This window comes from Franzmannia qiaohouensis (assembly GCF_031451695.1).
GTDB lineage: Bacteria > Pseudomonadota > Gammaproteobacteria > Pseudomonadales > Halomonadaceae > Franzmannia > Franzmannia qiaohouensis.
This window is the reverse complement of record NZ_JARWAM010000010.1, coordinates 33,246-47,898: the sequence shown is the minus strand read 5'-3', so window position 1 is coordinate 47,898 and position 14,653 is coordinate 33,246. Positions and strand designations below refer to the sequence as shown.

Genomic DNA, 14,653 nt, shown 5'->3' with positions numbered 1-14,653 from the left:
ATCGACTGTTCGGACCCTTCTCCAAAAGTATAATACTTAATTTTTGATACATAATTCATATTTTGAAGCGTCAATCACGTATAAGAGGAGGGCGCATGACATCGCAAGAGCCTGGCTGGCAGGAGGTGGTGCTTCAGGAGCCAACGCTGTTTAGGCAGCACGCTTATGTTGATGGCCAATGGATCGCTGCCGGCGACGACGCCGTTATCGAGGTGGTCAATCCGACCAATGCGTCGCGGCTGGGCAGCGTGCCGAGGCTGCCCCAGTCGCAGGTCAAGGAGGCGATTGCCGCGGCCGATAGGGCGCTTCCCGCCTGGCGGGCCAAGACGGCAAAGGAGCGTGCCGCCATCCTGAGGCGCTGGTACGACCTGTGCATGGACCATCAGGAAGATCTGGCCCTGATCCTGACCCTGGAGCAGGGCAAGCCGCTGGCGGAAGCTCGGGGAGAGATCGCTTATGGAGCGTCTTTCATCGAATGGTTTGCCGAGGAGGCCAAGCGCGTTTACGGCGATGTCATTCCTGCCCATGCCGCGGATCGGCGCATCGTGGTGACCAAGGAGCCGGTCGGCGTAGTGGCCGCAATCACCCCGTGGAACTTCCCCAATGCGATGATCACCCGCAAGGCAGCCGCCGCCATGGGCGCCGGCTGTACCGTGGTCGTCAAGCCGGCCTCCAGCACACCCTTTTCGGCACTGGCGCTGGCCGAGTTGGCCGAGCGTGCCGGCGTGCCTAAGGGGGTGCTTAATGTGGTTACCGGCAGCGCGCGGGTCGTGGGGGACGAGCTGACAGCCAACCCACTGGTGCGCAAGCTATCGTTCACTGGCTCGACCGAGGTGGGCAAGGTGCTGCTCACCGCCTGTGCGCAAACCGTCAAGAAGGTCTCGATGGAGTTGGGTGGCAACGCCCCTTTCATCATTTTTGAGGATGCTGATCTCGATCAGGCCGTGGCCGGAGTGATGGCCTCCAAGTTTCGCAACACCGGGCAGACCTGCGTCTGCGCCAATCGCATCTTCGTGCATGACGAGATCTATGACGACTTTGCCGAGCGCCTCGCTCAGGCGGTGTCGGCGCAGCGAGTCGGCCGGGGTATCGAGGAGGGGGTCAGGCTTGGCCCACTGATCGACCAGGCCGCGGTGGCCAAGGTTGAGGAGCACATCGCTGATGCTCTGGAGGGTGGTGCGCGTGTCTACCTAGGCGGACAGCGCCATGCGTTGGGCGGTAACTTCTTCGAGCCGACGATTCTTACCGATGTGGCCAGTGACGCCAGGCTGATGAATGAAGAGACCTTTGGCCCGGTGGCGCCGCTGCTGCGCTTTAGCGACGAGGCGGAGGTGATTCGCCTGGCTAATGCGACACCCTACGGCCTGGCCAGCTACTTCTACTCCCGCGATGTGGGCAGGGTATGGCGGGTAGCCGAGGCTCTGGAGTGCGGCATCGTGGGTATCAACGAGGGCATCATCTCCAGTGAGCTGGCGCCTTTTGGCGGCGTCAAGGAGTCAGGTATCGGGCGTGAAGGCTCCAAGTACGGCATCGAAGACTATCTCGAGATCAAGTATCTCTGCATGGGTGGGCTGTGATGGCCGTACACACAACGACACGGGAGATGGCATGAACGACACGCAATTGACGAAGCGGCGAGTGGGCATGGTGGGTATCGGCATGATGGGCCATGGCATTGCCACCAATATCCAGCGTGCCGGCTGGCCGCTGGCTTTTGTTGAGCATCCCGGCAATCAGCCGGTAGATGAGCTGCTCGCCCAGGGAGCAACGTCATTCGATACCGGCGCGGCCTTGGCTCAGCATGCCGAGATCATCATTCTTTGCGTGACCGGCTCGCCGCAGGTAGAGGAGGTGCTGTTCCGTGATGATGGTGTGCTACATGGGCTTCGGCCTGGCGCGGTGATCATCGACTGTTCGACGGCCATCCCCAGCTCGACGCAGCGAATTGCCGAGGCAGTGGCAGCGGCGGGGGGCCGCTTTCTTGATGCCCCCATGACACGCACTCCCAAGGAAGCCGCCCAGGGCCGGCTTAACCTTCTTGTTGGCGGAGATCGCGATCTGTTCGAGGCTCAACAACCTCTGCTGCAGAGTTTTGCCGAGAACATCACCCACGCCGGGCCAGTCGGGGCCGGCCACCAGCTGAAGCTGTTGCACAACTTCGTGTCGGTGGGGTTCTCCACCGTGCTGGCCGAAGCGGCGGCCTGTGCTGAACTGGGCGGTATCGAGCCCGATGTCTTCGTCGATGTCCTGGCCCAGGGCGGTGGGGCGGGCACCGTGCTCGAGCGGCTGCGCCCTTATATCCAGGCGCGGGACGCCTCCGGTTTCCGCTTCAGCATTGCCAATGCCCATAAAGACCTTGGCTATTACGTCACCATGGCCAGCGAACTGGGAGCAACCCAAGAGGCTGCGGTGAGTATCAACAGGCTATTGGGCGAGGTGGAGTCGGCGGGGCATGCCGGTGCCACGTTACCCGAGCTGATCACGCTTCTCGGGGATCGCCGCGCCAGATAGGCGATGGTGGTATTGGGGCATGATCGCTTGCTCGCATGGTGGGGGACGCTTAGGTTGAGCGATCACCACTGGTTATCGTTGAGGCAGGATCATGGAAAAGCTGTCATCGGCAGGTCTATGCGGTTGGATGCGGTTCAAACATTTGTTGCTACTGGTGCATCTCGATCAGTGCCGCAATATGCACGCCGCTTCCCGTCACATGCACCTCAGCCAGCCAGCTGCCAGCAAGATGCTTCGCGATCTGGAGCGGTACTTCGGCTTTGCCATTTTCGAGCGTCATCCGCGTGCCATGGTCCCGACAGAGTTAGGCATGCAGTTGGTGAGGCATGCTGAAATCCTGTTGAACGACGCCGAGCGGATGGTCAAGGACATCCAAATGAGGCGAGAAGGGGGCTATGGCCGGCTGTTGATCGGCGCGATCCCGGCCGCTGCTCCCGAGATATTGCCGGCGGCAATCGCTGCGCTCAAGCGACGGCGTCCGCGGCTGTCCATCAGTCTCGATGAACAGAGCAGCGACCGCCTGTTGCAAGCGCTCGAGTACAAGCAGCTAGATCTGGTGGTCGGCCGGCTCACGGCGGAGAGCCAGCATAATCTGTTCGATTTCGAGCCGCTGCTGGAGGAGCCGTTGCGTGTAGTGGTAGGACGAGAGCACCCGCTGGCGGAGACCCGGACGATCGATCTTGCAAGCCTCTGCCGTTGGCCCTGGATCCTGCATCCCCCTGCCAGCCCCATGCGCCAGGTGTTTGAGCGCGCGCTGGCTGAGCTCGGTATTGCCTCACCCGATGACATCATCGAAACCACTTCGACCCAGATGATACTGCAGCTGTTGCTGAGCTCGTCGATGTTGGCGGTGCTACCCCAATCGGTACTCAAGCGACCACTGGCCAGCGGTCAGTACGTGGTACTGCCGCTGACGATCGGCAAGCCGCTCAACCATTACGGCATTATCACCCGCAAGCATGAGCCGCTCCCGCCTGCCACCGCGGAACTGGTGGAGGAGCTGCGACGCCGGGCCGTGTCAGCTAAATCACTAATGGAGCATCTCGCCTAGCCAGAGGGGTGAGCGCTCGACAGCTATCCAGTTGGTATGCGCTGTCTGCGAGCCGGCGGGGTCTATCGATAGGAAGATTGAGTAGACTAAAGTTGATGTTGTTGAAATGAATTATGAGTTCATAATTACAGAGAGGGGCAAAGATCCATTTTTCCCCTCTCGCACATTTAAGCACGTCCGGTGTCGCAATAACTTGGCGGCTCAGGCAATTACCCAACAACGATAAACGGGGTTATTGAGATATGACGAAGACAACTTGGGTTTGCAAGCTTACTCTATCCGGCGCATTAAGTTTGGCGCTTGTCGGCGGTGCTAATGCATGGGAGCCTCAGAGCAATGTCGAGTTCGTGGTGCCCTATAGCGCTGGCGGTGGCAGCGACATAAATGCGCGTATGCTGGTCGAGGCGATTCGTGAGACCGGGTTGGTCGACCGCAACATATTGGTCAATAACCGTCCTGGCGGCTCAGGTGCTGTCGGGAATAGCTACACGTACAGCCAGGGCGATAACGGCCATACCCTTATGACCTTTAATGGCGGTCAGATGATGAGTATGGTGGTTAATGATGCTTCGGTACAGCTTGAGGATCTTACGCCTCTCGCCACCTTGTCGCTGGATACACTCTTCGTCGGTGTCAACGCCAGTGGTGATATTGAGGATCTTGATGACTTGGTAGAGCGTGCTGAGCAGGACCCGGGCGGTGTCACCATTGGTGGGGCTGGCCGTGGAGGTGAAGATCACCTTGCCTTTGAGATGCTCAACGACAATCTTGGGGCTGATTTCCAGTATGTACCTTTCGATGGTACCGGCGATGTTACGGCGGCACTCCTGGGCGGCCACATTGACGCGGCCATTTTCAAGCTAGGCTCTGGGGTCGATCAAAGTGTCATCAATCTGCTTGCCACATATGCTGAAGACCGTCTCGACGCCCCATTTGATCAGGTGCCGACATTCGCTGAGCTAGGCCACGAAGACCTCGAGCTGATGATCTTCCGTGGCTATGCTGGCCCCCCTGAGATGCCCGCCGAGGCTGTTGAGTATTGGGAGAACGTATTCCGTGCCGCATCGGATACGGAAAAATGGACCAACGAGTATGTTGAGAGCAGTGGCCTGATTCCCACATTTATGGGCGCAGAGGAGAGTGCCGAGCACTACCGCGATCAGCTAGAGCAGTACCGTGTACTGTTTGAGCGAGCTGGTATGATCGACTGATCTGTGGGCGTGGTGCCTGTAAGGCTCCACGCCCTAAGTGTTCACTTTTTCTTCTATAATTTCTCTTAATATGCGATATGAATAGGAGTTGAGAGGACAACGTCGACCGCTATTGCTAAAGAGGTGTACGCCATGTCAAATGTAAATAAACCATCAGATCTCGGTCGTCAATTCTGGATATCTTCCTTAGTCACGTTGAGTCTCATTGCGATGGGGCTCGCCTGGGCTGGCTTCGGCTGGCTCAAGTATGGGGTGTGGATGCACAACGGCCCCGGTGCCGGCTTTTTCCCTCTCGTGATGGGCCTTGGCGCCGCTCTGCTCGGTGGTTACGAGTTACTGCGTCGCCGGTGGATTGCCGATCAGGTGGGGCTGCGCAACCTCTGGCCCGCCGTGGCCATGGGCATAGCCATCGCCACTATCCCGCTATTCGGCATGGTGTTGGCTATGACGCTGTTCATCGTAATGTGGATGGCGCTGGTCGAGCATCAGTCTTGGCTCAAGTCGATATTAATTGGTGGGGGCGCTGGTGGTGTAATTTATCTGCTATTTGGTATGTGGCTGATGGTGGCGTTCCCTCAAGGTGCCCTCATTGGATGGCTAAGTTAAACGCATGAAGAGGCCCTTATGGATATTTTACAATCTTTGTTGCAGGGGTTTGCCACCTCGCTAACCTTCAGCAATATCTTGGCCGCGTTGGTAGGAGCCGGCTTGGGCATCATCGTCGGCGCCATCCCCGGGCTTGGTTCCGTCACCGGTATCGCACTGCTGCTCCCGCTCACCTTCCAGATGGACCCGATCACCGGCATCATCATGCTTGGGGCCCTCTACTATGGCTGCATGTATGGAGGCTCATACAGTGCTATTCTGCTTAACATCCCCGGCGATGCACCAGCCGTGGTGACTTCCCTCGACGGCTATCCGCTGTCGCAGCAAGGGCGGGGCGGCAAGGCCCTCTTCACCGCCAATATCTCCTCCTTCATCGGCGGTACCGTGGGTATCATCATGCTCACCTTCATGGGACCCATCCTGGCCTACGTCGGCTTGATGTTCGGGCCGGCCGAGGTGGCGGCACTGATCCTACTGGCGCTCTGCTCCATTGGCTGGTTGCTGGGCGATAATCCGGTCAAGGGCCTTATCTCGACCTTCATCGGCGTGATGCTAGCTACTATCGGCATTGGCACGGCCTTCGGCCAGCCACGCTTCACCTTCGATTCGATGTACCTGCTCAACGGCATCTCCTTCATCCCGTTAGTGATCGGCATGTTCGGCTTCAGTCAGGTGTTGGTGATGATGGTCAATCGGATAGATCCTGCTGCCCAGGGCTTGTCCAGCCGGCTGGGATTAAAGGCTAGCCTGCTTAATCGCAAGGAGATTCGTAGCATCATTCCGGCTTCTCTGCGCTCTGGCGTGATAGGAAACTTGGTGGGCATCCTGCCTGGGGCGGGGGCTACTACAGGTTCCTTCCTATCTTACGTGCTGCAGAAGAAGGTAGGACGCAACGGTAGCGAACTTGGCAAGGGGCGTATTGAGGGTGTGGCTGCCTCAGAGGCGGGCAACAACGCCGCTGCTGCCGGCTCCTTCGCGCCCCTGCTGTCTTTGGGTATTCCTGGCTCGGGCACGGCAGCAGTGCTGCTCGGTGGCCTGATGATGTGGGGGCTACAGCCTGGTCCGCTATTGTTCCAAACCAACCCCGATTTCGTCTGGGGCCTGATCTCCTCCATGTATCTGGGCAACGTTATGGCGGTGCTGGCGGCCCTTGCGATTATTCCGTTCCTGGTCAAGCTGCTGCTGATCCCGGCCTCAATTATGATCCCAGTGATCGCCGTGGTCTGCGTTGTCGGCTCCTACAGCGTCAACAACAGCATGTTCGATGTCTGGTTCATGCTCGGCGCCGGGGTTGTGGCGTTCTTCATGACCGCCGCCCATTACCCCATAGCGCCGCTGCTTCTGGCGTTCGTGCTTACGCCTCGCCTCGAGACCAGCCTGCGCCAGGCGCTCGACATCTCGCGCGGCGACCCGATGATCTTCCTTAGAAGCCCGATCGCGGCCACTCTTCTAACTCTTATCTTGCTGTTCGTGCTTTTTCCGCTCGTCAAGAAGCTGTTCGTGGCGGCACGCCAGCGCAGACGCCGGGCGACTGCCGAATGAAGCTGGCCAGCGCCTTGGCGCTGTCGCAGTCGACCGATGTGTCACCCTGTCCCCCAGAGTAGAGACGCCGACATGACTATCCGCAATGACACAGCCGTCGCTTTCTTCACCCAGCTGTTGGGTGCCAAGGGGGTGGTGGCCGAGGCCGAAGATCAGGAACGCTACGTCTGCGATTGGGCCGGCGGCCGCCTGGGCATGCCTCTGGCCGTGGTTCGCCCCGGGACCACTGAAGAGGTTGCCGAGGTGGTGCGCTACTGCCATGAGCAGCGCATCCGCATGGTGCCTCAGGGGGGGCACACTGGCCTTGTGCAGGGTGCCCTGCCGGACGACCACATAGCTGAGGTTGTCATCAGCCTTGAGCGCATGACGCGCATCCGCCGACTCGACCCGCTCAACTTCACCATGGCGGTGGATGGTGGCTGCATCCTCGAAGAGGTCAAGCGGGCCGCCGAGGAGAACGACTGCTTCTTCCCGCTCTCGCTGGGGGCCCAGGGCAGCTGCCAAATCGGCGGCAACATCGCCACCAATGCCGGCGGGGTCAACGTCTTGCGCTACGGCATGATGCGCGAGCTGGTGCTGGGTCTAGAAGTGGTGCTGCCTAACGGCGAGATATGGAGCAGCATGAGGGCCCTGCATAAGGACAACCGCGGTTATAGCCTGCAGCAGCTGCTCATCGGTAGCGAGGGTACCCTGGGCATCGTCACCGGTGCGGTGCTCAAGCTGACACCGCGTCCCCAGCAGTCGCAGACCGCCTTGCTGGCGGTCCCCTCGGTCGAGGCTGCGGTCCGGCTTTATGCCCTGGCGCGTCGCGTCGGCAGCGACCTGCTCTCCGCCTTCGAGCTGATCCCGCGCCAGTGCCTGGAACTGGCCTTCGAGGCCGCGCCACAGCTCTCCGATCCGCTCGATGAGGTCTATCCCAACTATGTCCTGCTTGAGCTGGCGGCCAGCGGGCCGGTGGATCTGTCCGTCATGCTCGAATGCTTACTGGAGGCGGGCATGGAAGAAGAGGTGGTACTCGACGGTGTACTGGCCTCGAGCATCGCCCAGGCCGATCAGCTGTGGTTGATCCGCGAGGGCATGGTGGAGGGACAGCTGCTGCGTGGCGAGCACCTGCGCACCGACATCTCGGTGCCGATCTCCGCCATTGCCGAGTGCGTGGAACAGGCCGCCGCGGCTGTGACGACGCTCTCCCCCAACTCTCTGCTGATTGCCTACGGGCACATCGGTGACGGCAACCTGCACATCAATGTGCTGCCAGCTGCCGAGACGCCGGGAGAAGCGCTGCCGGCGCTGTTTGAGCAACTGGAGGGCGCGATCTTCACCGTCGTGGACGGTTTCGACGGCAGCATCAGCGCTGAACATGGCATCGGACGCAGCAAGCAGGCTGCCTACTTAGCCAGGCTTTCCTCTACCGAGCAGCGGCTGCTGACAAGTATCAAGGAGGTATTCGATCCTGATGAGCTGATGGGGGCGGGACGTATCTTGCCCCTGGCCGAACGACAATTGTTATCCAACATCCATTGAACTATTCATGCTAAGCGCCACAGAGGGTCATGTGTCGCTCGACCTTTCCTAGGTTCCCGCTGAGTGTCTCCTGGCCTGTCGCGGTCAGGATCATGACGAAGCCTACCTTTGTTCCAAATAAGATTCTGTCCCAGAAGGGAAAGTCGGTTGAGTGCTAATCAGCGTCGATAGAACTGATACCCATGCCGTCAATCTAGTGATTTGAGATTGTGCGACGACACGATGAGTCATTGCCACTCCTCGTCGGGGATGGGAGAGGAGAGTAGACGATAGTCTACATTGATAAAATGAATTATGAGTTCATAATTACAAAATGAGGGCAAGAGCCGGGTTGACAAGGTGGGTAAGGCGTCCGGGCTATAAACAATGTAGGAGACCGAAATGAAGCCGACATCGAAAGCTGAGCTGGAATTCATTAAGGAGGGGCGAATTGCTTGGCTGATTTTTAATCGTCCTCAAGTACGAAATGCCATGACATGGAAGATGTACAGCGAACTTGAGCGTCACTGTCAAACGTTGGACAAGGATCCAGATATCGATGTGGTGGTGTTGCGCGGCAGTGGAGGTGAAGCCTTCGTGGCTGGGACCGATATCAAGCAGTTCGCCAACTTCAGCACGGCCCAGCAGGCGTTGGATTATGAACATCGTATCGATGAGGTCATCGGTGCTCTGGAATCACTCAGTAAGCCCACCATTGCCCTGATCGAGGGGTTCTGTGTTGGCGGTGGTGCGGCTATCGCCATGGCCTGTGATTTCCGTTACTGCACGCCCGATCTACGCTTCGGCGTACCCATTGCCAAGACCCTTGGCAACTGCGTCTCGATTACCAATATGTCACGTCTAGTCGATCTGGTCGGCGCCGCCCGGGCGAAGGAGGTGTTGATGCTGGCCAAGCTGTTCAAAGCCGAGGAGGCGAAGTCGGCTGGTTTGGTCACCGAGGTCGTCACGCCCGATGCGATCGAAGCCGAGGTCAGGCAGGTGGCCGAAAGACTGGGTGGCTTCGCTCCCCTAACGTTGCGAGCCTCCAAGGAGGCAATCGAGCGTGTTCTATCGGCGCGTCGACCGGTCGCCGGCAGTGAAGCGGACCTGATTTCGCTCTGTTACACCAGCCGAGACTTCAAGAGTGCCGTCAGCGCCTTTATCAACAAGACTCCCCATGCATGGCAAGGAGAGTAGTGTTTATTCCATGGCGATTCATCGTCTTTTCTCAACGTAAAGTTCTCCTAATGCAACGAGGTGGCTAATATGCTTCCCTTAACAAAGATTAAGGTTCTCGACATTTCCCAGATCATGGCCGGGCCCTACTGCACTATGGTGCTAGGTGATCTGGGGGCGGATGTCATCAAGGTGGAGAAGAATGGAGGAGACGATAGTCGTCAGATGGGTCCCTATGTTAACGACGAGTCGACCTGCTTTGCCCAGATTAACCGCAACAAGAAGAGCATATCACTGAATCTAAAGGAGGATGAGGGGCGCGAGATATTCTATCGGCTCGCGGAGGAGGCCGACGTAATCGTTGAAAACTACCGCACCGGTGTGGCTAAGAAGCTTAAGGTGGATTACCAGAGCATTAAGGCTATCAATCCCGGCATCATCTACTGCTCCATCTCTGGTTATGGACAGACCGGTCCCTACAGTCATAAAGGGGGCTTCGATCTGGTCGCTCAGGGCATGACGGGCCTAATGTCGATGACCGGGGAACCTGGCCGTCGCCCGTTGAAGACCGGGATCGCCGTCTACGATATCGGCGCGGGCATCACCGCTGTTTATTCGATTTTAGCCGCTTATATCCACAAGATGAATACTGGTGAGGGGCAGCATGTCGATATTGCCATTGCCGAATGTGGTCTGCCTTGGTTTATGTGGGAAGCGGCGGCCTATTTTGCAGAAGGCACTGTTCCTGAGCCTACCGGTTGGCGCCATCGGGTGTCGGCACCCTATCAGGCAATCAAGACACAGGATGGCTATATTATGCTGGGTTGTGCCAACCAGCGTACCTGGGAACGCCTCTGCCATGAGGTGATTCAGCGCCCCGACCTGTTGGAGGACCCTCGCTTTATAACCAATCATCTGCGCGGGCAGAACGTGGAAGAGCTGGAAGGCGTTCTTGAAGAGATATTTGTTCAGGATGTGCGTGATTCTTGGTTATCAAAGTGTGACCATGCAGGCGTGCCGGCAGGTCCCATCAACAACTTCGCGCAAGCACTAGATGATCCGCACTATCAAGCGCGCGGCATGGTGCAGGAGATGGATCACCCGATCATCGGCAAGATGAAAACCATCGGCTTTGCTAGCAAGCTCTCTGAGACTCCGCCGGAGATTCGGCGGCCAGCGCCACTTTATGCCCAACATACTGATGAGATAATGGCCGAGCTGGGCATCGATGAGTCGCGCTGCGATGAGCTGCGTCGTAAGGGAGTGATCAAGTGATAGGAAGGAACTGATAGCCATGAAAATCCTCGTTGCGGTCAAACGCGTCATCGACTACAACGTCAAGATCCGCGTCAAGCCGGATCACTCCGACGTTGACCTCACCAACGTCAAGATGGCCATGAACCCCTTCTGCGAGATCGCCGTGGAAGAAGCGGTGCGCCTCAAGGAGAAGGGTGTCGCGACGGAAGTGGTTGCCGTGACCGTTGGCCCCAAGGCCGCCCAGGAACAGCTGCGTACCGCGCTGGCGCTGGGCGCCGACCGCGCCATTCATGTCGAGACCGACGAGCGCGTCGAGTCGCTGGCGGTGGCCAAGCTGCTGGCCAAGGTGGTCGAAGAGGAGCAGCCGGGCCTCACCATCCTCGGCAAGCAGGCCATCGACACCGACAACAACCAGACCGGCCAGATGCTGGCGGCACTCAGCGGCCTGCCCCAGGGCACCTTCGCCTCCGAGGTGAATATTAGCGGCGACGGGGGTGATAAAAAGGTCGCGGTGACCCGCGAGATCGACGGCGGCCTGCAGACCGTCGAGCTCACGCTGCCGGCCATCGTCACCACCGACCTGCGCTTGAACGAGCCGCGCTACGCCAAGCTGCCCGACATCATGAAGGCCAAGAAGAAGCCGCTCGACGTCAAGACCCCGGCCGAGCTGGGTGTCGAGGTGGGCTCGAAGGTCAGCCTGCTCAAGGTCACCCCGCCCCCCGAGCGCCAGGGCGGCGTCAAGGTCGGCTCGGTGGACGAGCTGGTAGACAAACTCAAGAACGAAGCCAAAGTGCTTTGATAGGAGCGAACTCATGAGCATTCTGGTTCTCGCCGAGCTTCACGACGGCCACCTCGCCGACGCCACCGCCCACGTGGTGGCGGCGGCTAACGCCATCGGCGGCGATATTCACGTGCTGGTGGCCGGCGACGGCGTCCAGGCCGCCGCCGAGGCCGCCCAGCTCGACGGCGTCAGCAAGGTGCGCCTCGCCGATAACCCCGTCTACGCCCACCAGCTGGCCGAGCCCGTGGGCGCGCTGTTGGTGGCCCTGGCCGACGACTACAGCCACGTGCTGGCGGCCGCCTCCACCACCGGCAAGAACGTATTGCCACGGCTCGCCGCGCTCAAGGACGTCAGCCAGCTCTCCGAGATCATCGCGGTGGAGAGCGCCGACACCTTCCAGCGGCCGATCTACGCCGGCAACGCCATCGCCACGGTCAAGAGCGACGACCCGCTCAAGGTGATCAGCGTGCGCACCACCGCCTTCGACGCCGTGGCCAGCACTGGCAGCGCCGCCATCGAGGCGGTCGATCACGTTTCCGACAACGCCCAGTCGCGCTTCGTGAAAGAGGCCCTCGCCCAGTCCGACCGTCCCGAGCTTGGCGGCGCCAAGATCGTCATCTCTGGCGGCCGCGGCATGGGCAACGGCGACAACTTCAAGCTGCTCGACGGCATCGCCGACAAGCTGGGGGCCGCCATCGGCGCCTCACGTGCGGCGGTGGACGCCGGCTTCGTGCCCAACGACATGCAGGTCGGCCAGACCGGCAAGATCGTCGCCCCGGAGCTGTATATCGCCGTGGGAATCTCGGGTGCCATCCAGCACCTGGCGGGGATGAAAGACTCCAAGGTGATCGTGGCGATCAACAAGGACGAGGAGGCGCCGATCTTCCAAGTGGCGGATTACGGTCTCGTCGGCGACCTGTTCGAGGTGCTGCCGGAGTTGGAGAGCAAGCTGTAAGGAAGGTCAAGATCTTCTGGCTGACGCTCTCAAGATAGCATTACGTAGGCCGCAAACGACTGCGCCCCACCAAGGAGGTGGGGCGCAGGTCAGACAGATACCTATATAAAGGTTGTCAATTACCCATCAGCGGATCCGTCACTCCGATCACATAGAAGGCGATCAGCGCGATGATGCCGGTGAAGGTCAGGTAGTAGATCGTCGGCAAGATGGTCTTGCGGATGGTCGTACCCTCGCGGCCCAGCAGGCCAACGGTGGCGGACGCCGCGACCACGTTGTGGATGGCGATCATGTTACCCGCCGCGGCACCGACCGCCTGCAGGGCGACCATCATGGCCGTGGAAACACCCAACTGCTCGGCGACGTTGAACTGGAACTCCGCGAGCATCAGGTTGGCGGCGGTGTTGGAGCCGGCGATGAAGGCCCCCAGGCCGCCTACGGCCGGCGCGAACAGCGGATAGACATCGCCTACGCTGTTGGCCACGAACTGTGCCATGGCCACCGGCATCGACACCAGGTCCGAGCCATTGACGCCGGAGTTGATCAGGATCCGCACCATGGGGATGGTGAATATCAGCACGAAACCGGCCCCGATAATGGTCTTGGTCGACTCGCCGAAGGCGGCCTGCAGTTCGGAGAACTTCATGCGATGGATCAGTGCCGTGAGCAGCACCACGAACACCAGGATACCGCCGGGCAGGTAGAGCGGTGCTATAGCACCCGAGACACCGGCTTCACCGAGGATATTGTTCCAGCTCAGGACGACCGAGTTGAGTGCGTTGGTGACCGGCTCGACGGTGCGTGAGATCACCAGCAGCACGGCCAGCAGTACGTAAGGCACCCAGCCCATGAAGGTCGACAGCGGTTTCTTGCCGGCAATGTCGTCCATCTTGATCTCGAGCTTGCCGATCCACTCGTCGAGCCACTGCTCGCGGGGTGGGAAATCCCAGGTGTCCTTGGGGATCAGGAAGCCGCGGCGCGCCGCTGGTACGACGATGGCGAGGCCCACCATGGCACCGATCATCGACGGGAACTCCGGCCCGAGCAGCACGCCTGCCAGCATATAGGGCACCACAAAGGCGACACCGGCGAAGATCGCGAAGGGGGCGATCGACAGGCCTTCCTTCCACGAGCGGTTGGCGCCGAAGAAGCGCACCATGATCACCACCATGATCAGCGGCATCAGCACGCCGACGATACCGTGGATGATCGCCACTTCCGCAGCGATCAGCCGGAAGTACTCGGTCCAGGTGGCGCCGTCGGCGGCCAGACGTTCGGTAATGGCGCTCTGGTTCACACCGCCGGTAACGCCGACCACGATCGGAGTGCCCACGGCGCCGAAGGAGACCGGCGTGGACTGGATCATCATGCCGACCACCACGGCGGCCAGTGCCGGGAAGCCGAGTGCCACCATCAGCGGCGCGGCAACGGCGGCGGGGGTGCCGAACCCGGAGGCGCCTTCGATGAAGCAGCCGAACAGCCAGGCGACGATGATCGCCTGCACGCGGCGGTCGGGGCTGATGCCTGAGAAGCCGTTACGGATGGCGGCGATGCCTCCCGAGTACTTCATGGCATTGAGCAGCAGGATGGCGCCGAAGATGATCCACAGGATCGAGACGGTGAGGATGAGGCCCTGCAGCGAGGAGGCCACGACCCGAGTGAAGGTCATGTCCCAGGCGACCAGAGCGATCAAGGCGGAGACGACGAAGACGATCGGCATCGCCACCTTGGCGGCCATGCGAAAGCCTATCAGCAGTACACCGGCCAACAGCAATGGCGTGAACGCCAATAGCGCGAGTACAGTGTCATTCATGAGGCAAGTTTCCTCTTATTTTTCAAGCATCGCATGAGATGCCTGCAACGGGAGCGAGATGCTTGCGTGTCCATGGGATATCAGTGATGGCTGATATCCCGGCGAACCGTCGCCGTGGACGGTAGTGGCAAGATAATCGCATTGGCGACCTTGATGCTACTCGTGGGTAATTGGTATGACCAGTGCGGGGTGGGACGGCTTGTTTTCTATAACTATTTGAAATTTAAAGTATGGTTATCATTTTTCG

12 protein-coding genes are annotated in these 14,653 nt (G+C 59.7%); 11 read left to right on the top strand and 1 reads right to left on the bottom strand.

Features of this window, described 5'->3' with window-relative positions:
- The first annotated feature begins 95 nt into the window (after positions 1-95).
- From QC821_RS14520 to QC821_RS14470, 11 genes are all read left to right on the top strand, one after another.
- The gene (locus QC821_RS14520; RefSeq protein WP_340349371.1) at positions 96-1,577 is read left to right on the top strand and encodes an NAD-dependent succinate-semialdehyde dehydrogenase; all 1,482 of its coding nucleotides are present in this window, start codon (positions 96-98) and stop codon (positions 1,575-1,577) included.
- 31 nt (positions 1,578-1,608) lie between these two features.
- Positions 1,609-2,511, top strand: a complete 903-nt coding sequence (locus tag QC821_RS14515; RefSeq protein WP_309722915.1) for an NAD(P)-dependent oxidoreductase — start codon at positions 1,609-1,611, stop codon at positions 2,509-2,511.
- A gap of 91 nt (positions 2,512-2,602) precedes the next feature.
- Entirely contained in the window at positions 2,603-3,562 is a 960-nt protein-coding gene (locus tag QC821_RS14510) for a LysR family transcriptional regulator (protein ID WP_309722910.1), read from the top strand.
- Between the two features lie 242 nt (positions 3,563-3,804).
- Positions 3,805-4,773 carry a Bug family tripartite tricarboxylate transporter substrate binding protein gene (locus QC821_RS14505; RefSeq protein WP_309722908.1) on the top strand — a complete coding sequence of 323 codons (969 nt, stop codon included), beginning with the start codon at positions 3,805-3,807 and terminating at the stop codon, positions 4,771-4,773.
- 132 nt (positions 4,774-4,905) lie between these two features.
- Entirely contained in the window at positions 4,906-5,379 is a 474-nt protein-coding gene (locus QC821_RS14500) for a tripartite tricarboxylate transporter TctB family protein (RefSeq protein ID WP_309722905.1), read from the top strand.
- Positions 5,380-5,397: 18 nt separating this feature from the next.
- Entirely contained in the window at positions 5,398-6,921 is a 1,524-nt protein-coding gene (locus QC821_RS14495; RefSeq protein WP_309722904.1) for a tripartite tricarboxylate transporter permease, read from the top strand.
- A gap of 72 nt (positions 6,922-6,993) precedes the next feature.
- The gene (locus QC821_RS14490) at positions 6,994-8,445 is read left to right on the top strand and encodes an FAD-binding oxidoreductase (RefSeq protein ID WP_309722901.1); all 1,452 of its coding nucleotides are present in this window, start codon (positions 6,994-6,996) and stop codon (positions 8,443-8,445) included.
- 381 nt (positions 8,446-8,826) lie between these two features.
- A complete protein-coding gene (locus QC821_RS14485; RefSeq protein WP_309722898.1) occupies positions 8,827-9,621 on the top strand; it encodes an enoyl-CoA hydratase/isomerase family protein in 795 nt (264 codons plus the stop codon).
- A 69-nt stretch (positions 9,622-9,690) separates the two neighbouring features.
- Entirely contained in the window at positions 9,691-10,875 is a 1,185-nt protein-coding gene (locus QC821_RS14480; protein WP_309722895.1) for a CaiB/BaiF CoA transferase family protein, read from the top strand.
- Positions 10,876-10,894: 19 nt separating this feature from the next.
- Complete coding sequence (locus tag QC821_RS14475) at positions 10,895-11,656, top strand: electron transfer flavoprotein subunit beta/FixA family protein (RefSeq protein ID WP_309722892.1); 762 nt, start codon at positions 10,895-10,897, stop codon at positions 11,654-11,656.
- Between the two features lie 13 nt (positions 11,657-11,669).
- Entirely contained in the window at positions 11,670-12,593 is a 924-nt protein-coding gene (locus tag QC821_RS14470) for an electron transfer flavoprotein subunit alpha/FixB family protein (protein WP_309722889.1), read from the top strand.
- A gap of 115 nt (positions 12,594-12,708) precedes the next feature.
- Here QC821_RS14470 and QC821_RS14465 read toward each other — a convergent pair whose 3' ends face one another.
- Complete coding sequence (locus QC821_RS14465) at positions 12,709-14,406, bottom strand: L-lactate permease (RefSeq protein WP_309722886.1); 1,698 nt, start codon at positions 14,404-14,406, stop codon at positions 12,709-12,711.
- Positions 14,407-14,653 lie beyond the last annotated feature (247 nt).

Excerpts from the sequence above, each read along its gene's own strand:
- QC821_RS14505 (WP_309722908.1), top strand. The coding sequence starts at position 3,805 with ATGACGAAGACAACTTGGGTTTGCAAGCTTACTCTATCCGGCGCATTA.
- QC821_RS14480 (WP_309722895.1), top strand. The coding sequence starts at position 9,691 with ATGCTTCCCTTAACAAAGATTAAGGTTCTCGACATTTCCCAGATCATG.
- QC821_RS14465 (WP_309722886.1), bottom strand. The coding sequence starts at position 14,406 with ATGAATGACACTGTACTCGCGCTATTGGCGTTCACGCCATTGCTGTTG.
- QC821_RS14475 (WP_309722892.1), top strand. The coding sequence starts at position 10,895 with ATGAAAATCCTCGTTGCGGTCAAACGCGTCATCGACTACAACGTCAAG.
- QC821_RS14470 (WP_309722889.1), top strand. The coding sequence starts at position 11,670 with ATGAGCATTCTGGTTCTCGCCGAGCTTCACGACGGCCACCTCGCCGAC.
- QC821_RS14495 (WP_309722904.1), top strand. The coding sequence starts at position 5,398 with ATGGATATTTTACAATCTTTGTTGCAGGGGTTTGCCACCTCGCTAACC.
- QC821_RS14485 (WP_309722898.1), top strand. The coding sequence starts at position 8,827 with ATGAAGCCGACATCGAAAGCTGAGCTGGAATTCATTAAGGAGGGGCGA.
- QC821_RS14520 (WP_340349371.1), top strand. The coding sequence starts at position 96 with ATGACATCGCAAGAGCCTGGCTGGCAGGAGGTGGTGCTTCAGGAGCCA.
- QC821_RS14510 (WP_309722910.1), top strand. The coding sequence starts at position 2,603 with ATGGAAAAGCTGTCATCGGCAGGTCTATGCGGTTGGATGCGGTTCAAA.
- QC821_RS14515 (WP_309722915.1), top strand. The coding sequence starts at position 1,609 with ATGAACGACACGCAATTGACGAAGCGGCGAGTGGGCATGGTGGGTATC.
- QC821_RS14490 (WP_309722901.1), top strand. The coding sequence starts at position 6,994 with ATGACTATCCGCAATGACACAGCCGTCGCTTTCTTCACCCAGCTGTTG.
- QC821_RS14500 (WP_309722905.1), top strand. The coding sequence starts at position 4,906 with ATGTCAAATGTAAATAAACCATCAGATCTCGGTCGTCAATTCTGGATA.